We start from the raw sequence: 18,473 nt of genomic DNA on the forward strand, positions 1-18,473 counted from the left end.
TGATCGCCTTATATATAGCCCCATAGTAATCTTGCTATTGTCCATAATGCTACGAATGAGACAAACGATACGATGGTTGTCGCGTTCATCAGTTTGACACTTTTTCCAATACTTTCGGAATTGATCTCGGAAACCGGGTCTCCAATGAATGGCTTTTCATGCGCCACCCCCTGATAAGAGCTGGTACCCCCCAGCCTAAGCCCCATAGCCCCTGCGAAGGCCGCTTCAGTATGCCCCGAATTGGGACTGGCATGTTTCAACCGATCGCGTTTAAATATTCTAAATGAGTCCTGGCTTCGCATACCCAGGATCCATGCCGCTATTGGTACGAGAAAACCGGTAAGTCTGCTGGGCGCGAACGCGGCAGCGTCGTCCAGTCTTGCTGAGGCCCACCCGAATTGTCCGTACCGTTCATTCTTGTATCCAAAAGTGGAATCCAGGGTACTGACCGCTTTGTATACTATAACACCCACAGGCCCGGCCAGAGCGCCGTAAAACAAAGGAGCGGTTACACCATCGACGCAGTTTTCCGCCACACTTTCTACAGTCGCTCTCACGACGCCCTCTTTATCAAGATTTCCGGTATCCCGGCCGCAAATCATTCCAACCCTTTGTCTGGCCAGTTGAAGATTTGACGTATCAAGGGCCATCTGAATTTCTCGGGCGTGCTTTGCGAGATCGTGGGCCGCGATGCCCGTGTACATTATAAAAATTGAAACAGCGCCCCCCAGCCAGGGGGTAAGCCAGTCCGCGACGTATATACACGCGTATGTTATAAAACCTGATGACGCCACGATGATCGTCGCTGTCAACACGCCCGCGACTCGTTCGTTCCTGATGGACATCCTGGCTCTATGCTCAACAGCCGAGGCAGCGGTGCCTATGAGGCGCACCGGATGCGGCCACCATCTCGGATCACCGATCAGGGAATCCAGAACAATCGCGGCGAGCAATTGAATCTCTTGTGCGAGCATTTTTCTCAGATCCTGTTTCTTGTGGGCTCACGGGGCCAACAGCCATTACCTATGAAAGTGAGGCAAATTCATGGAATAGCGTTATTATTACTCGACTCGACGCAGGTTTAGCAATATTATCTCGCTCTTGAGGTTATGGGTAGACATGGATCAAGACCACACAGCCTCTGAATCCGGAGACTTAATTGTGAACTTTGAAGCCCTGGAAAAAATTATCAACGGCTCAGCTTCCAAAAGATGGTCAAAAAACCTGAATGGAGGGATCGACAGGCTTGGCAGGGCCATCGAGGCGTTCCGTGGGGTATCCGGTACAGAACTTGCCGTAGACATGGGGACAAGCAATACCAGACTCCATTTAAGAGGCAGAGGAATCATCAGTGATGAACCGTCGTTGTTCGCGACCGATCCCGCAGTTGAGAAACCCGTAGCGGCCGGATCTAAAGCCAGATCGCTGATAGGGAGGTCTCCTCATTATGTTTCGCTTCACAAGCCGGTAAACGAAGGGGCGATTTCAGACTCCGAATCAGCAGGCTTAATGTTAAGGCTGTTCATCGAAAATTCATGGAAAACAAATTCCTCTCGCTGGCTACGAATGGCGTTATCCTCTTCAATTTGCGCAACCAAACTTGAGCGCAGGGCCCTGGTGGAAGCCGCGACAAAAGCTGGAGCAAATAAAGTGTTTCTGGCTTCATCTATTATGGCCGCAGCGATTGGATCCGGTTACAAAATCGATTCTCCCCGGGCCCAGATGCTGATCCTGATCGGGGGTGGCGTTACCGAGTTGGGCATAGTCGCTCTGGGGCATGTCATTTATTCCGACTCCACGCGCATCGGTGGGGAGACTCTGGATTCTGCCATTTGTGATTATTTGCTTCGCCGTTACAATCTTGAGATCACCATGGAATTGGCGGAAGACATCAAAAAGAAACTTGGGTACGTTGAGGCTCCGGTTCCTGAAGAGAAGATGAGAATCACAGGCAGAGAGGCCGGAAAAGGCGGTATCAAGAGCCTCGATATATCGTCCTCTGAAATATCAATGGCTATTGACGAACCGATAAATTCTATTGTTGAGATGATTCAGGAAGCTATGGAAAATTCCTCTCCCGCCGTATTGTCCGACCTGGAACATTTTCCAATCGTGCTATCCGGCGGTTCGTCCAGGTTACCAGGGTTACCGGAACTGATTTCCAAAATGACCGGATTTCGGGTTATCATCGGCGCCAATCCGATCCATGGTGTTGTGAGGGGACTCTCCATCATAAGAGATAATCCGAAGGAATACGCCTACCTTTTGAGTCAGGCTTGAAATTAGACGTAGATGTTTCTATGATTTGAAATCACATATCGCAACCCGGTTTTTCAAGGAAACATGTCCAAAGAGATTTTCCATCCAAACCTGGATGTTATGGATCGAGCGCTTCTTAACCAGGCGCAATCAAACTTCCCGGTTCAATCCCATCCGTATCGGGTTCTTGGCGAACGCCTGGGCATTTCCGAAGAGGAAGTCCTGGCAAGAATAGCCAAACTTAGGCAGGACGGAATAATCAGGCGAATAGGAGCTTCCATCAACTCCCGCGGATTGGGATTCGTCAGCACCCTGGTTTGCGCTAAAGCTCCGGTTGAACGCCTCGAGGATTTCGTGGCCATTATTAATTCATACCCGGGAGTGACTCACAACTATCTTAGAAAGCACGATTACAATATCTGGTTCACTTTGATCGCTGAGTCTGAGACTGTAAAACTGCAAATCATACGCGACATGTCTGAAAAAACCGGTGTTGAACTCTTCGAATTCCCGGCGAAAAAGATATTCAAAATTCGCGTTGACTTTAAATTCTAGGTGGGGACAAAGAAATGCTAGCTGAAATTAGTGTATTCCCTTTAGATAAGGGGTCAAAAGGCCTTAGTTTTTACGTGGCTCAATCCATGAGAATAATCGAGGACAGCGGTCTTGATTTTGAAATCCACGCTTTGGGAACCCTTATAGAAGGGCCTTCAGACAAGGTCTTCGAAGTCATACGCAAATGTCATGAAAACATCGTAGATCAATCGGACAGAGTGGTAACCTATGTCAAAATCGACGACAGAAAAGGCGCCACCGGACGAATAGCAGGAAAGATCAAATCGGTTGAAGAACAGCTCGGAAAGGAGCTGCCAAAGGGTTAGGTCACAAGAAGCCATTGAGGAACAGACGTAGCAAATATGGATGAGTGTGAAAAACAGTCGAGCGAGATACTTGATGTCGTGGATGAAAATGACCGTGTAATCGGTCAAGCTACTCGCTCTGATGTTCACAAGAACGACTTGACGCATCGGGCCTCGCATATATTGCTGTTTAATTCCGCAGGCTCCATTTATGTCCAGAGGAGATCTCCGTCCAAAGATCGACATCCGTCAAAACTGGATTCTTCCGCCGCAGGACATGTTGACAGTGGCGAAACCTATCTTAATTGCGCAATCAGGGAACTCAAGGAAGAACTGGGGATCGAGGCTATCCTTGTAAAGGTTCTAAAAATCGCAGCATGTCGGGAAACCGACAACGAGCATGTCGAGTTGTTCGAGATCCATTCCGATGTAGCCCCATCGCCGAATTGGGAGGAAATTACATCAGGGTCTTTTATGACTCCCGCAAATCTTACGGATCTGATGAGAACGGATCCTGAGGATTTTGTGCCGGTCTTTGTTCTTTTGTGGAGATTGTATTTGAAGATGAAATCCCAATGAGAGCCGTAGTACAGCGAGTGACCCGAGCCAGTGTAAGTGTCGGAGATCAGACCGTAGGCTCCATAGGCCAGGGCATTTTAATCCTCCTTGGGGCCGCGGTGAACGATACGGCGGATCAAGTCAGGTGGCTGGCGGACAAGGTGTTGGGGCTAAGAATATTCTCTGATTCTTCAGGTAAGATGAACCTGGATGTCTCTCAGATCCAAGGCGACATACTTGTAGTGTCTCAATTCACTTTGTACGGCGACTGTCGAAAGGGGAAACGGCCCTCATATTCTTCCGCCGCTCCCGCGGAAGCCGCCGAAAAGCTGTATCTGAATTTTATCTCCCTGCTCGAAGGATCAGGCCTCCTGATAGAAAGAGGACAATTCGGAGCCATGATGAAAGTGGAATTGATAAATGACGGCCCCGTTACCCTGATTCTTGAAACACCTGCCGCAAATTAGAATTTCAAGAACTCAAAAGGAATTTTCCAGAGTCCGGCGCCGAAAGGTTTAGGTTTTCTCCGGGGACTTTATGCGTATTCTTTTTCCGTTAAGGCTGATAAAAAAGGCCTGCTCACTGTCATCAAAGTCCAGCCGTTCAGCGAACTGATAGTAGGCCGGACGACTAAAACGGACGGGAAATTTCCCATTGCGTACCATGCAGTACGGAATGTTACTACCATTAATTCGCAACGTTTCCGGATTGAAGATTTCCAGCGTGCCATCATTTAACTGGAGTAACACATTGCCGTCTTTGTCCTCGGAAACTCCTGTTACAACAAACGGAGTGTCTTCGACCTCGACCGAACAAACTTCCCTCCCTATTCTTATCCTGTAATGGTTGTCCGAATCTGTTTCCAGAGCCCCCATGAACTGGCCCAAAACCCCTGGGTGAATTATCTCCACGCTATTTTGATACCACTTGCCGTCCTTGTCTATGAATAGCCGCAAATATGGGGTAACGTCAAAACATTCGAGATCTTCAGTGTTCAATCTTAAATGTCCTTGTTTTCGCAGGGTATTGTGTGAGCTGGATACTTGTGATCCGCTACCGATGTTCGGCCAGATCCTGCCTTGAATAGATTTTTGAATACCCCGACAGATTGGCCAAAACCTTTTTTACATACAGACGGGTTTCGGAGTATGGGATGTTCTCTATGAATTCATCCTGTCTCATGCGACCGTTTCGTCCCACCCACTGCTTAACCTTGTTAATGTCAGCGTTATACGCCGCGATTGCCGGAATGATGTTCCCTTTGAACTGTTTCATGTTCTGGGACAAGATCAGAATTCCCAGAGCGAGATTCTTCCTGGGGTCCAAAAGATCCTGCACAATCTGATGATTTGAGCAATCGCTCTGCTTGCTCACTACAAGGGCCGTCCTCGGTGTAACCTGCATCAACCCCAATGCCCCTGCCGGAGAAACAGCGAATGAGTCGTATCTGCTTTCCTGTCTTACAATGGCCCAAACAAGCAGTGGGTCAATCCCGCCTTTTGAGGCGTTCTTGGAAGTCTCGGCCTTATGCGGTCTTGGGAAGATCATCTCCAGGAATTCTTTCGGAGCGTTGTCCGGAGGATTGTCGACAAGTCCCGAAAAACCCGACACGATTATTTCATGAGCCAGTCCGTAATAGCCGGATTCCTGGGCCGCCTTCGCCATCAGAAAAGTGACCGACCTAGAAGAGCGAAGACTCTTGGGCAGAGCCTGGAGATTCATCAGAGCAAATACCGGAAGTCCCAGATCCATCAATTTTATGGAATGGCTTACAAGTATATTTGATCGCGCTGCCGGGTTCAAGGTCAGATCAGGAAAGGATGTTCTCCCTGACGCGCCATTTTTGACAACCGGCTGTTTGGCTGAGACAAGTATCTTGTGAGCCTGCGAACCATAATAATCATACGGTGATTCCTCAGCCAGAGACTTGAACAGAGGGGCCACTTTATCAAAATTGCCTGCAAGTGTAGAAGAGCGAGCCTCCCAGTATTTTGAGGCTTTAGCCAGTTGGCCATCATTCGAAATCTGTCTTATTTCCCTGAAAGTGGCGGCAGCGTCAGTGTAATTTCGCGATCTGTATTTTATCCACGCGAGCCTCCATTTAATCTTGGCCTTGAGTGACGGTTCCGGGGATTCAGCGAGCAGGCGTTTATAATAGACCTCTGCTTTGGCCAATCGTCCCTTTTCGTAATTGAACGCCGCCAGATTGGCAAGGACCCTTTTCTTAAAAGCCGGTGTCCCTTTTTCCAGAATCCTGGCGCACGAGGATACGAACTCCGTGTCCTGTTCGGTCCTCCAGTAAACAAGGCTCAATATATATAGCGCATCGAGTCTCTTTTCCTCCGGAATGGGTTTGGCGATAACCTCCTCAAGAGTTTTTATGGCTAATTCGTTTTTACGATCCTTGTAGAGCGCTCGGGCATACTTCAGAGTGAGGCTGTAATCAGTCGGCTTTTGAATGAACAGGCTGTGATAAACCTCAGCAGCCATGTCATGACGACCTGCGGAAGCCAAACGAGAAGCCCGCGTAAGGAGTTCGGCTTCGGTGAATTCGGGTTTCGGGATTTTACCGTTGAAAACCATCCGGCTAATGCGTTCTTTGGCCTGCAAACCTTCCTGTCCCGCCGGATAATTTATGTAAAGTTTCCTGTAATAGGTTTCAGCCTTGCTGTACGCCCCGTGACGGACCTCTATGTCGCCCAGTCGCAATAGGAGGGTCTGTTTACGGGCTTCAGAGGCGTTTGGCAAAGCGTTGAGCATGAGCTTGGACGCTTCCGGTTTTCCCTGTTGATAAACATAGTCTGTTAGATCTTCAATTGAAGCTTCACGATATGGGCTCGCAGGATAGAGTTTGAGAAACTCTCTCACCAGGTTTTCGCTCTTGGGAAACGCCCCCTCCTGGGCGAAGCTTCTTGCCAAAAGCAGGTAGGCGACGGGACCGTATAAATTGTCGGATAGAATAGGCTTCCATAGATGTTCCGCCCTGGAGCTGTTTCCCGCGTCAAGCGCTTTGCTACCCTCAAGAAAAGAGTTTTGGGCAAGCTCCTCAGATGGTTTAGCCGCAATGGCATGGGAACAGATTACAAGACATAATAGCAATAAGGAGACTGAGAAAAAGCCCATCCTCAATATCAGGATCTTCCTTGAGGCCTTGAATGGTCGATGTTCAGCAAGTCTCGAGATCATTTTATTATTGTGGTCATGCATGTTCAATTGTTGTTACAAACCGTCCTAAAATTGCTGCACCTTTAGTTAAATTCCCTTGGCAAAACAGTGCGGGGCCGGACAAAAAATATGGCCCCAGATGGTTTGTATTTATAACATTCTATCATTATTGAGCTTTTTTAGCAATGGCTTTGATTCCAGTTCAAACACAAAACAATTTTGACAAAAAGCATTATTCAACCTACAATTTTGTAGGTTGAATAATCGTGCCTTATGAAAGGGTTTATATGGCTATTAAAAAAGATAAGCAACCAGCGGTTAAAAGAGAACTACAGGAACTTTTGCTGCTGTTTGAAGTTAGTCAAATTCTTGATCAGTCAATAGAGTTGGCCGAAGTTGTAGGCCCAGTTCTGGAGGCCATCGCCAGGCAGATGGGGATGATGCGGGGAACCATTACGCTCTTGAACAGACAATCCGGTGAAATCATGATTGAAACTGCCCACGGGTTATCTGAAGTTCAGAAAGAACGGGGAAGATACCGACCCGGTGAGGGAATTACCGGACAAGTCGTAAAAACAGGAAAACCCGCTATTGTTCCTCACATATCGGATGAGCCCATGTTTCTGGATCGGACGGGAGCGCGCAAGCGTTTACAGAAAACCGACATATCCTTTATTTGTGTTCCCATAAAAATAGGAAACGAGGTCATTGGAGCGCTCAGCGCCGACAGACTTTTCGAAGAGGGCGTTTCATTTGAGGAGGATGTTCGCTTACTATCCATTATCGCATCCATGATCGCTCAGGCGGTTCGCTTACGACAGGAGGCTCAGGAAGAACGGCAGAGGCTCATGGAGGAAAACGCGCGGCTGCAGAGTGAATTGCGGGAAAAATTCCGGCCGTCCAATATCGTTGGCAACTCCAAAGTCATGCGCGCTGTTTACGATCTGATTTCTCAGGTTTCGCCAAGTGAGGCCACCGTTTTGGTAAGAGGGGAAAGCGGCACTGGCAAGGAGTTGGTGGCTCACGCTATTCACTATAACAGTCCAAGGGCCGACAAGCCTTTTGTGAAGGTTAACTGTGGGGCCCTGCCTGAGAGTGTTGTGGAAAGCGAGCTATTTGGCCACGAGCGAGGAGCGTTTACCGGCGCTATCGCCACACGAAAAGGGCGTTTCGAGTTGGCCCATGCGGGGACAATCTTTCTCGATGAAATTGGTGACTTGTCCCCTACAACCCAGATCAAGCTCCTTCGAGTGCTTCAGGAAAAGGAGTTTGAGCGTGTAGGCGGTTCTACTACTCTGAAAATAGACGTAAGAATCATAGCCGCGACAAACAGGGATCTTGAGACCTTAATCGCGGAGTCCTCTTTCAGGAGCGACCTATATTACAGGCTCAACGTATTTCCCATACACGTTCCCCCTCTAAGGGAACGAAAGACGGATATACCATTACTGGCGGACTATTTTATTGAAAAATACAGCCGCGCTAACGACAAGCCTGTCTTAAGAATTGCGACGCCCGCTATAGACATGCTCATGAGTTACCATTGGCCGGGTAATGTCAGGGAGTTGGAAAACTGCATCGAAAGAGCGGTTCTCTTGAGTTCCGACCAGGTGATTCATTCCCATCACCTACCGCCAACCCTGCAGACAGCGGAGGCTAGTGGCACAGCCCATTTCGGGACGTTGGACTCCACACTTACAACGGTTGAGCGTGACCTGATCGTTGACGCTCTTAAGGCCGCTGGGGGTAACAAGGCCAAAGCGGCTCGGGCTTTGGGCCTGACGGAGCGTATCATGGGTTTGCGTGTCCGAAAGTATGGGATAGATCCGACCAGGTTTCGTACGTTATCGTAACAACAACGTAGTTTAAAGATACATTTGTGTATCTTTTTCATTCAATTTTCGCGGCGCAATCGTTGATGACTTCAGGCTATCCAAGGTTATTTCGAAGCCTTACGTATTTTGTTCCTGATGTTTACAACTTTGGCGCCACGCTTGCTCTGTCTCCATTAAAACTTAAGCCCCGGTTCACATTAGGAACCTGTTACTCGAAGCAAAATCGCACAAGAGCGCTCAGCAAAGACGAGAAGATCATAGGCTTAAGACTAAGCAACAATAATGGAGGTCGTAGAAAGATGAATCAAGCTGATAATGCCTGGGTTCTAGTATCCTCAGCCCTAGTTTTGCTGATGACGCCCGGTCTGGCGATGTTTTACGGTGGCATGACCAGGGCCAAGAACGTTTTGTCAACGATGATGCATAGTTTTTTTCTGATTGCTCTGGCGTCAATAATCTGGATGTTTTACGGTTTCAGTCTCGCATTTGCTCCGGACGCTCTAGGCGGATGGCTGGGAGGGTCTCATTACTTCTTTCTCAACAATATAGGGGCGTCTTTGTTTCCGGACCTCGTGGATCCTTCAAAGACCATGACTATTCCAGGCACAACATTCATGATTTTCCAGTGCATGTTTGCGGTTATTACTCCGGCTCTAATTACTGGAGCTTTCGCCGAGAGAATGAAGTTCAGCTCGTTTGTGCTGTTCATGATATTGTGGATCACGTTTGTATACTGTCCGGTGGCTCACTGGGTGTGGGGTCCGGGCGGGTGGCTCGCCGGCATGGGGGCTCTTGACTTCGCAGGCGGCACGGTTGTCCATATAAACGCTGGTGTAGCCGCCTTGGCTTGCGCTATCGTAGTAGGCAAAAGAAAAGGTTATGGCCAGGCGGCGATGATTCCTCACAACCTCACATTGACGCTGCTTGGCGCAGGCCTGCTATGGTTCGGCTGGTTCGGTTTCAACGCTGGTAGCGCGCTGGCCGCAAGCGAAGGAGCGGCAATGGCCTTTGTTGTAACTCATATGGCCACATCGGCCGCTGCTCTCTCATGGCTGGCCGCTGAATGGATTATTAGAGGTAAACCCACCACTCTAGGCGTAGCCTCAGGCGCAGTCGCCGGTCTGGTAGCGGTCACGCCCGCTTCCGGATTCATAGGGCCCGTATCTTCGGTAATTCTGGGAGCAGTGGCTGGTGTGGTGTGTTACCTGGCAGTGCTTGCCAAGTCTTCTCTTGGTTATGACGATGCCCTGGACGTTGTGGGCGTACACGGAGTTGGCGGTATCTGGGGCGCAATCGCCACTGGGCTGTTCGCGTCGAAAGCTATCAATCCGGCCGGCAGTGACGGGCTATTCTTTGGTAACCCCGGGCAACTCTGGATTCAAATTGTGGCTGTGCTTGCCACTGTTGTCTACTCTTTCGTGGCCACATTGATAATCCTTTACGTAGTGAAGGCCATAGTTGGGCTCAAAGTGTCTGATGACAACGAGGTAATCGGCTGCGATACCTCAGAACACGGGGAAACAGCATACAATATTTAAAAAATGGAAAAATCATGTCCTGGAATCGTGGCCACTGGCTACAGAGTCCCGGACATCATAAAGTGTTGAACAAATTAACGAAGTAGCTGGAAGGGGATACGAATGAAAAAAGTAGAAGTAATCATCAAACCTTTCAAACTGGACGATGTAAAAGAGGCCTTGCACTCGATAGGAGTCCAGGGGATGACCGTAACTGAGGTCAAAGGTTTCGGCAGACAGAAAGGACACAAGGAGATTTATCGCGGAGCCGAGTACCTTGTCGACTTTCTTCCGAAGATCAAGATTGAAATGGTGGTTGAAACAGCCATCGTGGACCAGATCATTGAAAAGGTCATAGCAGCCGCAAGAACGGGAACAATAGGTGACGGGAAAATCTTCGTATTTCCTGTAGAGACGGTAGTCAGAATAAGAACTGGGGAACGGGACGCGGACGCCATCTAGATATTGCCAGGAGAAATCCTGCCGAAATGTAGGATTTCTCTTGGCAACGCTTCACCGAAGAACCTACAAAATTGTCCTACAATGTCGTTTATTATTACCAAAACGTAGGCATTTTTCAGACACAAGACATGTAAACGAGATTGAGCTAATTAGTTAAGTTCTTTGATTTCAATTTGTTAGCTAATGTTTACTTGAACGTTGATCTGTTGGCACATCAATTGCTGAAATGCCAAAATTGTGAATTCGGCATACCAACGGATCCACGTTCAGGCCTTGTGAGTTGGTCGAATGTTTACCGGCGGACCTCCTCCGTAAAGGCTCTGGACAATTTACGAGGAGGGCTTTTTATGAACCCTGCCGACACTGCGTTTGTTATGATCTGCTCGGCTCTGGTGTTGGTTATGACTCCGGGTCTGGCAATCTTTTACGGCGGCCTGACAAGGTCCAAGAATGTGCTCTCGACAATGATGCACAGCTTTTTTTTGATGGGTCTGGCGTCAATATTCTGGTTGATATTGGGCTATACCCTGTCATTCGGCCCTGATGTCGGAGGATTTATAGGAAACCTGACTTACTTCTTCGGACACGGGGTAGGATCTGAGGTAAAAGAGGGGCTAACTATACCGCATTCCGTATTTTTCGCCTTTCAGACAATGTTCGTAATTATTACTCCAGCGCTGATTTCCGGAGCGATTGCTGAGCGAATGCGTTTTGGCCCTTTTGTGCTCTTCACACTTTTGTGGATGACTGTTGTTTATGCCCCTATCTGTCATTGGGTGTGGGGCGGTGGATGGTTGTCGAAGTTGGGAATACTGGACTTCGCAGGCGGCCTGGTAGTTCACCTGAACTGCGGTGTAGCGGCTTTGGTGGCCGCCCTGGTAGTTGGAAAGAGACGCGGTTATGGAGCGCGGGCGTTTATTCCCCATAACCTGACACTGACGCTGCTTGGCGTCGGTCTGTTGTGGTTCGGATGGTTTGGGTTTAACGCCGGAAGCCGTTTGGCGGCCGACGGGGTTGCGGGCAACGCCTTTATAGTCACTCACATGGCAGCGGCTACTGGAGCGATCACCTGGGTAGTAGCCGAATGGATTCATAGAGGAAAGCCCACCACCTTGGGGCTGGCTTCAGGAGCGGTAGCCGGTCTTGGATCTATCACCCCTGCTTGTGGATACGTAGGACTGGAGGCTGCCCTCTTCATTGGAGGAATTGCGGGAGTAATTTGTTATATAGCGGTGCTGGCAAAGGATAGTCTCGGCTATGATGATTCCCTTGATGTTGTCGGAATTCACGGTGTCGGCGGTATATGGGGAACATTTTGTACGGGACTTTTCGCTTCCCGGCTGATTAATGCGGAAGGAGGAGATGGTCTTTTATTTGGTAACGCTCATCAACTGCTGGTTCAGGTCATTGGGATAGGAGCTGTCTTAGTGTACAGCGCTGTTGTGACAGCTCTGCTGCTCTATGCGATCAAGGCTTTAATGGGCCTGCGTGTAACTCAGGAGGACGAAGAGCTGGGGGTAGACACGACCGCTCATGGAGAAGTGGGATACAGCCTCTGATCATTACGACTCGAGTTGTCACGATCAGCTTGTTTTATGGAACTCAAGCGCGTAACACTGGTCCAGTGGGATTGGATGGAAAGGGGAACTGAGCAGTTATGAATAAAATTGAGGCGATCATAAAGCCTTTCAAACTTGACGACGTAAAAGAAGCGCTTAATTCTCTGAGTGTTCAGGGCATGACCGTCACTGAAGTCAAAGGGTTCGGACGTCAGAAAGGCCACAAGGAAATATACCGGGGAGCTGAGTATCTGGTGGATTTCCTCCCAAAAATCAAGGTGGAACTGGTTGTCCATTCGTCTTTGGTAAATCAGGTTATAGAAAAAATAATTGCGGCGGCTCGCACCGGTAGCATTGGTGATGGAAAAATATTTGTAACGCCGGTAGAAACTGTCATAAGAATTAGAACTAGCGAGCGTGACGAGGACGCTCTTTGAGTCAACCCCAGCTCTGTGGGAAACTTGCATGTCTGAGTCAGCGCTACGGGCCAACTGATGAACTCGGTCGATAAAATGGCCGTTTGTTTAGGATGAAGAAAGACCAAAGGAGTAACTAATGGGACCAAAAGGAGTATTGGAATTCGCAAAAGCGAATAAGGCTGTAATGGTTGATCTGAAATTCATGGATTTTCCTGGCATGTGGCAGCATTTCAGCGTGCCTTTGCATGAACTCGAAGAAGATTCATTTGAAGATGGTTTTGGTTTTGATGGGTCCTCGATCCGGGGTTGGCAGCCTATCCACGCGTCGGACATGTTGGTAATACCTGACCCAAACACGGCTATCATGGATCCGTTTATGGACCACCCTACACTATCGCTGATCTGCGATATAGTGGATCCGGTAACCAAGGAAAAATACTCTCGTGACCCGAGAAACATAGCGCAGAAAGCCGAGGCTTACCTCAAATACACCAAAATCGGCGATACGGCTTTTTTCGGCCCGGAAGCGGAATTTTTCATATTTGACGATGTCAGGTTCAGCTATGGCCCCAACCACGGTTTTCACCAGGTTGACTCAATAGAGGGCGTCTGGAACACGGGCCGTGATGAAGAGCCCAACCTTGGATACAAGCCCAGGCATAAAGAGGGTTATTTCCCTGTATCCCCAACTGATTCCCAGCAGGATTTGAGAACCGAAATGGTTCTTACGCTCGAGAGTCTTGGTATCATCATTGAAGCCCAGCATCACGAAGTCGCCACCGCCGGCCAGGCCGAAATAGACATGAAGTTTAGTCCGCTAGTGCAAATGGGCGACCAACTCATGTGGTTCAAGTATGCGCTGAAAAACGTGGCCAAGCGTCATAACAAGACTGTAACTTTTATGCCCAAACCACTTTTCGAAGACAATGGATCCGGAATGCATACCCATATAAGCATCTGGAAGGGTGGAGAACCTCTTTTTGCCGGCGACAAATACGCCGGACTTTCACAAATGGCTCTTTGGGGAATCGGAGGGATTCTAAAACACGCTCCTGCTCTATGCGGTATTTGCAATCCTACGACCAATTCATACAAGAGACTGGTCCCGGGGTTTGAGGCTCCAGTCAACCTGGCGTATTCCTCCAGAAACCGTTCGGCCTGTTGTAGAATTCCAATGTACAGCGCGTCCCCAAAGGCAAAGAGAATAGAATACCGCACGCCCGATCCTTCATGTAATGGTTATCTCGCGTTCAGCGCCTTGCTGATGGCAGTGATCGATGGAATTGAAAATAAGATGGATCCAGGCCAGCCTCTGGATAAAGACATTTACGCATTGAGCCCTGAAGAACTCAAAAACGTTCCGTCCACTCCTGGAGATCTTGCGGACGCTCTGAAGGCTCTTGAAAATGACCATGAATTCCTGATGAAAGGTGATGTGTTTACCCAGGACGCCATCGACAAATGGATCGAATACAAAACGGATGCTGAACTTAACCCCATTCGAATGAGACCTCATCCTTATGAGTTCGCTCTATACTTTGACATTTAAGAACAGGCCCAAGTTTTTCACTCTGTTTCCTACGCTATTGTAAGAAAAGACTGGACCAGTTGGCCGTCAAAATCACTCTTTGATGTTGACGGCCATTTTTTTCAGATAAGGCGCGTATCAAATCCCGGGTATGTTACAATTAAATCCGGGCCGTATGGCTAGTTTTCCGACAGTAAGCAGCAAGAGGTTCAACAAGAACAATGATTCTGAGAATAGCTCAAGCGCAAATTAATCCAATAGTCGGCGACATCAAAGGCAATATGAGGAAGATACTGTCGCAAATCAGATTAGCGGAAGCGGCGGAAGCGGACCTTGTCACATTTCCGGAGCTTGCATTGACCGGGTACCCGCCGGAGGACCTTCTTCTCAGATCAAGATTTCTATCCGACAATCAAGAGGCGCTCAAGGATTTGGCTCGAGAGCGTTTTGAGGTGGCGGCGCTTGTGGGATTTGCCGATGTTGTGGACGGTGGAGCGCGAAACGCCGCGGCCTTACTATTTGAACGAGAAGTTGTTGGAATTTACCATAAAATGGAACTCCCCAATTACGGGGTTTTTGATGAAAAGAGATATTTTGCCCCTGGGAACAGATGTTTTGTTTTTGATCTGTCTGGGGTCCGTGTCTCGGTGACAATTTGTGAGGATATATGGATACCAGGGTCCATAACAGAGTCCTGCGCCATCAATAACTCCGCGGATATAGTCTTGAACATATCAGGATCCCCGTTCTTCGCCGGGAAATACCAGATAAGAAAGAACATAGCCACACGATTTGCACAGGCTGTAGATTGCGTGGTCTGCTTCAACAACCTTGTTGGAGGCCAGGATGAACTGGTTTTTGACGGAGGCGGTTTCGTTGTTGACGCAAATGGCCGGCTCATTGCGTCGGCCGCCAGATTCAGGGAAGATCTTCTGATAACGGACATTGATGTTTCCCCAAAGCTGAAACCTGTCAAATGCTGGAATCCAATCAGTCCGTGTCCCGAGATTCGTCGGCACGCTGAGGCCAACGTCCGAACGGCTAGTCTTCCTCGCATAACAGAGGAATTGGGGGAGATTGAAGAAATCTTTCAGGCTTTAATATTGGGGCTAGGCGATTACGTTGGAAAGAACCACTTTAAAACGGTTGTGGTCGGTTTAAGTGGCGGTATAGATTCGGCTCTCACCGCGGCCATGGCTGTAGAGGCGCTGGGAGCGGATCGAGTTGTAGGCGTGACTATGCCCTCGGATTTCACGTCAAGCGAGACGTTTTCCGATGCAGGTCTACTGGCGTCAAATCTGGGCATAAGACTGCTAACCGTTCCCATTCCCGACATACACACTGCATTCCTGTCTGCGCTTCGGGACCCATTCGGCCCAGGGCCTTTAGGGCTTGAGAGCGAAAACCTTCAGGCCAGGATTCGAGGGGCAATACTCATGGCGCTATCCAACAGATTTGGATGGCTGGTGTTGACGACTGCAAACAAGAGCGAGACAGCGGTTGGATATTGCACATTGTACGGGGATACGGCGGGAGGCTTCGCCCTGATCAAGGATGTTCCGAAAACCCTGGTCTACAGACTGTCAGAATACGCTAACGAAAAGGCGGGCACGGATATCATTCCTAAATCAATTTTGATGAGGCCTCCCACTGCGGAACTGAGGCCCGATCAGAAAGACGAGGACTCGTTGCCTCCTTACAGTGTTTTGGATCCTATTTTAAAGGCCTATGTTGAAGACGACATGGCCTGTGAGGACATTTCGGGGTTTCCACCGGATACAGTAAGAGAAGTCGCTCGAATGGTCGACATAAACGAATACAAACGAAGACAGGCGCCTCCCGGTGTTAAAATTACTCCCAAAGCTTTCGGTAGGGACAGGCGTCTACCTATAACCAACGGGAGTTCCAATTGCATTCGAAGGGAAAGAGAAAAATGAGAGCTTTAGTATTGACCCACCATCCATCGGAGGGTCCGGGAAATATAGGAAGTTTTCTTCAATCGAGAGGAGTCTCTCTAGATATAATTCCACTTTTCGCCGGTGGAAAAATTCCGCCGGACGCGTTGTATTACGACTCGATAATATCAATGGGTGGTCCAATGAATGTGTATGATGAGGATCTCTATCCTTTTCTGAGGGAAGAGACCGCCCTACTCCAAAAGGCTCTCAGATTTAAGACGCCCTTGCTTGGTATCTGTCTGGGGGCGCAAATGATAGCGAAAGCAGCAGGAGCCAGAGTAGTTCAATCTCCCGAAAAGGAATTGGGGTGGCGGAAGGTCGGATTGACGGGTCTTGGTAAGTCTGACAGGCTCTTTCTCGGGTTACCTACAGAATTTACCGTTTTTCAATGGCATGGAGACATGTTCCAGATTCCCGTCGGGGGCGGTTTGCTGGCATCCGGGGATGCATGCCCTCATCAGGCGTTCAGGTTCGGATCTGGCTACGGACTTCAGTTTCATGTCGAGGTCACCCGCGACATGCTTGCGGATTGGTTCTCCGGGACTCCTGAATGTGAGCCCATAACGGATGAAATGAACAAAATCCAAGGGAATCTTTCAATTATAGCCGATCTTTTGTTCAAGAATTTTTTCAGCTTCATGAAGACTTCCAGCTACACCAGGGGCTTATAAGGAGTAATAGTTGTCGGAAACATCGGGCTTTGAAAAGATAATCCGGGAGTTTAGGATAACTGTCGGATTTCTGACTGTATTTAGAACTCCGGTCGCTCCGGCCCCGGACATGATCGAAATTGGTCGTTCATCCTGGGCCTTTCCCGTCGTGGGAACCATGATAGGGCTTATTCTTGGCCTTTCATACTGGTTTTGTTCCATTCTGTTCCCTCCGACGATTCTTTCGCTTCTGGTTGTGACCTTGTGGGTTGTCTTGACGGGTGGATTACATCTGGATGGCTGGACAGACTGCTGGGACGCTTTCGGAGCCTCCGTTCCGACGGAAAGAAGGCGCGAGATACTTAAAGACTCGAGGCTCGGCGCTTTTGGCGCCATCGCCTTGATATTGTTGATATTGGCCAAAATCTTGACCATCATGAGCATAAAATCCCCTGTGTTAGGAATTTTCATCGCTCCTGTTGTTGGAAGATCGATGATGATACTTGCGTCGCAGGAGGCTAAGACCCCCGATATCGGAATTGGCTCCGGTTTTCTCCAGGGTGTCGACCGAAGGGCTTGCGTTTTTTGCTGGATATTTTCTATAATTACGGGATTATTCGCCGGACTAACAGGCTTGCTCGCTGTCGCCGCCGCTTACGGAGCAGCGACCTGGTTCCGGACCTTCTCCGAATCAAAAGTAGGTTTTGTTAACGGGGACGTTTTGGGGTCCATGTGCGAATTGACTGAAGTAACCGTATTGTTGGCGCTTTGCCTTAAATAGGAATTTCCGGATAATGAGACTAGGCACTACCTCATATATTTACAGGGCTGGAGTAAACACCAATGTTCGCCTCCTGGCGGGCCACACCCAAGACATCGAGTTGCTCTTTTTTGAATTGAACGATTCATGGAACAGCTTTCCATCAGAAGAAGAGATCGATGAATTGGCCCAACTGTCATCCGAGTATGACTTGACCTATACGGCGCATCTACCTTTGGACTTATACCTAGCGGATGAAGATCCAGCGTTAGATAAGGCGATAACGGTGATTGAAGCGACTCGAAAACTTAAACCGCAAGCCTATATTGTTCATGTTGACTCCAAACACAAGCAGTCGAATTACGATTTCAAGGCATGGGAGAGAAACACTCGCTCGTCTTTAGAAACCCTTATACAAGTCGCTGGTGACCCAGGGAAAATTTGTGTTGAAAACCATGATGCGCAACTTCCTTCAATGATGGAGCACATATTGGACATGGTACCAGTTTCATGCTGTCCCGACGTTGGTCATTTGTGGAAACACGGACATAATGCGCTAAAATATCTGGAACAGTGGCTGCCTAGAGCAAGAGTCGTCCATCTTCATGGGGTGGCGGAAACGGACCATAGGAGTCTCGCTTTCGTCCCCTCTTCTCAATTAGACCCCATAGTGGACACTCTGCATAAACACTTTCGAGGTGTAGTCACTATCGAAGTGTTCAATAAGGCTGATTTTCTCGATTCGGTAGAAATTTTCTGGAATTCCCTGGCTAGGCTTATGAGAAAAACGAGGACTCTTGATTCCTTCGCGATGGAAGCCCAATAGGATTTTTTATTTCTCCGATGAAAGGTTCGGGGCGTTGGACCGTTCAGCGTAACTGTCGACCGCGCCGTGAGCAAAAACAAAAAGCCGTCTGAATAATTTTCAGACGGCTTTTTCCGT

General features: G+C 48.7%; 18 protein-coding genes. 15 read left to right on the forward strand and 3 right to left on the reverse strand.

Translation table 11 applies throughout. The features are described 5' to 3' along the window. Window positions 1-8: 8 nt before the first annotated feature. Window positions 9-974, reverse strand: a complete 966-nt coding sequence (gene cbiB, locus WC647_04705) for an adenosylcobinamide-phosphate synthase CbiB (protein ID MFA6221593.1) — start codon at window positions 972-974, stop codon at window positions 9-11. Window positions 975-1,161: 187 nt separating this feature from the next. Between cbiB and WC647_04710 the strand changes: the two genes are divergently transcribed. The 5 genes from WC647_04710 to dtd all read left to right on the forward strand — a co-directional run bounded on the left by WC647_04710 (window position 1,162) and on the right by dtd (window position 4,144). Then, the gene (locus WC647_04710; GenBank protein ID MFA6221594.1) at window positions 1,162-2,280 is read left to right on the forward strand and encodes a rod shape-determining protein; all 1,119 of its coding nucleotides are present in this window, start codon (window positions 1,162-1,164) and stop codon (window positions 2,278-2,280) included. Window positions 2,281-2,343: 63 nt separating this feature from the next. Next, the gene (locus WC647_04715) at window positions 2,344-2,814 is read left to right on the forward strand and encodes an AsnC family transcriptional regulator (GenBank protein ID MFA6221595.1); all 471 of its coding nucleotides are present in this window, start codon (window positions 2,344-2,346) and stop codon (window positions 2,812-2,814) included. A gap of 14 nt (window positions 2,815-2,828) precedes the next feature. Beyond that, the gene (locus tag WC647_04720; protein ID MFA6221596.1) at window positions 2,829-3,140 is read left to right on the forward strand and encodes an MTH1187 family thiamine-binding protein; all 312 of its coding nucleotides are present in this window, start codon (window positions 2,829-2,831) and stop codon (window positions 3,138-3,140) included. A 36-nt stretch (window positions 3,141-3,176) separates the two neighbouring features. Continuing rightward, window positions 3,177-3,698 carry an NUDIX domain-containing protein gene (locus WC647_04725; GenBank protein ID MFA6221597.1) on the forward strand — a complete coding sequence of 174 codons (522 nt, stop codon included), beginning with the start codon at window positions 3,177-3,179 and terminating at the stop codon, window positions 3,696-3,698. Then, a complete protein-coding gene (dtd, locus tag WC647_04730) occupies window positions 3,695-4,144 on the forward strand; it encodes a D-aminoacyl-tRNA deacylase (GenBank protein ID MFA6221598.1) in 450 nt (149 codons plus the stop codon). Before WC647_04725 ends, dtd begins: the two co-directional genes overlap by 4 nt. A gap of 48 nt (window positions 4,145-4,192) precedes the next feature. On the opposite strand, the gene WC647_04735 is transcribed toward dtd, so the two are convergent. Continuing rightward, a complete protein-coding gene (locus WC647_04735) occupies window positions 4,193-4,675 on the reverse strand; it encodes a hypothetical protein (GenBank protein ID MFA6221599.1) in 483 nt (160 codons plus the stop codon). 55 nt (window positions 4,676-4,730) lie between these two features. Beyond that, window positions 4,731-6,884, reverse strand: coding sequence for a transglycosylase SLT domain-containing protein (locus tag WC647_04740; GenBank protein ID MFA6221600.1), 2,154 nt, complete (start codon window positions 6,882-6,884; stop codon window positions 4,731-4,733). A 245-nt stretch (window positions 6,885-7,129) separates the two neighbouring features. On the opposite strand from WC647_04740, the gene nifA reads away from it, so the two are divergent. The 10 genes from nifA to cbiR all read left to right on the forward strand — a co-directional run bounded on the left by nifA (window position 7,130) and on the right by cbiR (window position 18,356). Next, on the forward strand, window positions 7,130-8,695 hold the full coding sequence (nifA, locus tag WC647_04745; GenBank protein ID MFA6221601.1) for a nif-specific transcriptional activator NifA: 1,566 nt from the start codon (window positions 7,130-7,132) through the stop codon (window positions 8,693-8,695). 281 nt (window positions 8,696-8,976) lie between these two features. Next, on the forward strand, window positions 8,977-10,215 hold the full coding sequence (locus WC647_04750) for an ammonium transporter (protein ID MFA6221602.1): 1,239 nt from the start codon (window positions 8,977-8,979) through the stop codon (window positions 10,213-10,215). Between the two features lie 102 nt (window positions 10,216-10,317). Further along, window positions 10,318-10,656 carry a P-II family nitrogen regulator gene (locus tag WC647_04755; GenBank protein MFA6221603.1) on the forward strand — a complete coding sequence of 113 codons (339 nt, stop codon included), beginning with the start codon at window positions 10,318-10,320 and terminating at the stop codon, window positions 10,654-10,656. Window positions 10,657-11,003: 347 nt separating this feature from the next. Then, window positions 11,004-12,215, forward strand: a complete 1,212-nt coding sequence (locus WC647_04760) for an ammonium transporter (protein MFA6221604.1) — start codon at window positions 11,004-11,006, stop codon at window positions 12,213-12,215. A 98-nt stretch (window positions 12,216-12,313) separates the two neighbouring features. After that, on the forward strand, window positions 12,314-12,652 hold the full coding sequence (locus WC647_04765; protein ID MFA6221605.1) for a P-II family nitrogen regulator: 339 nt from the start codon (window positions 12,314-12,316) through the stop codon (window positions 12,650-12,652). A 118-nt stretch (window positions 12,653-12,770) separates the two neighbouring features. Next, window positions 12,771-14,183 (forward strand): type I glutamate--ammonia ligase, encoded by a 1,413-nt coding sequence (glnA, locus tag WC647_04770; protein MFA6221606.1) that lies wholly within the window; start codon window positions 12,771-12,773, stop codon window positions 14,181-14,183. A 200-nt stretch (window positions 14,184-14,383) separates the two neighbouring features. Then, window positions 14,384-16,099, forward strand: coding sequence for an NAD+ synthase (locus WC647_04775; protein ID MFA6221607.1), 1,716 nt, complete (start codon window positions 14,384-14,386; stop codon window positions 16,097-16,099). Continuing rightward, entirely contained in the window at window positions 16,096-16,791 is a 696-nt protein-coding gene (locus WC647_04780) for a type 1 glutamine amidotransferase (GenBank protein ID MFA6221608.1), read from the forward strand. Before WC647_04775 ends, WC647_04780 begins: the two co-directional genes overlap by 4 nt. 10 nt (window positions 16,792-16,801) lie before the next feature. Then, window positions 16,802-17,551 (forward strand): adenosylcobinamide-GDP ribazoletransferase, encoded by a 750-nt coding sequence (gene cobS / locus WC647_04785; GenBank protein ID MFA6221609.1) that lies wholly within the window; start codon window positions 16,802-16,804, stop codon window positions 17,549-17,551. A gap of 13 nt (window positions 17,552-17,564) precedes the next feature. Beyond that, the gene (gene cbiR, locus WC647_04790; GenBank protein MFA6221610.1) at window positions 17,565-18,356 is read left to right on the forward strand and encodes a cobamide remodeling phosphodiesterase CbiR; all 792 of its coding nucleotides are present in this window, start codon (window positions 17,565-17,567) and stop codon (window positions 18,354-18,356) included. Window positions 18,357-18,473: the final 117 nt, after the last annotated feature.

This window comes from Desulfomonilaceae bacterium (assembly GCA_041662605.1).
Classification (GTDB): domain Bacteria; phylum Desulfobacterota; class Desulfomonilia; order Desulfomonilales; family Desulfomonilaceae; genus CAJBEZ01.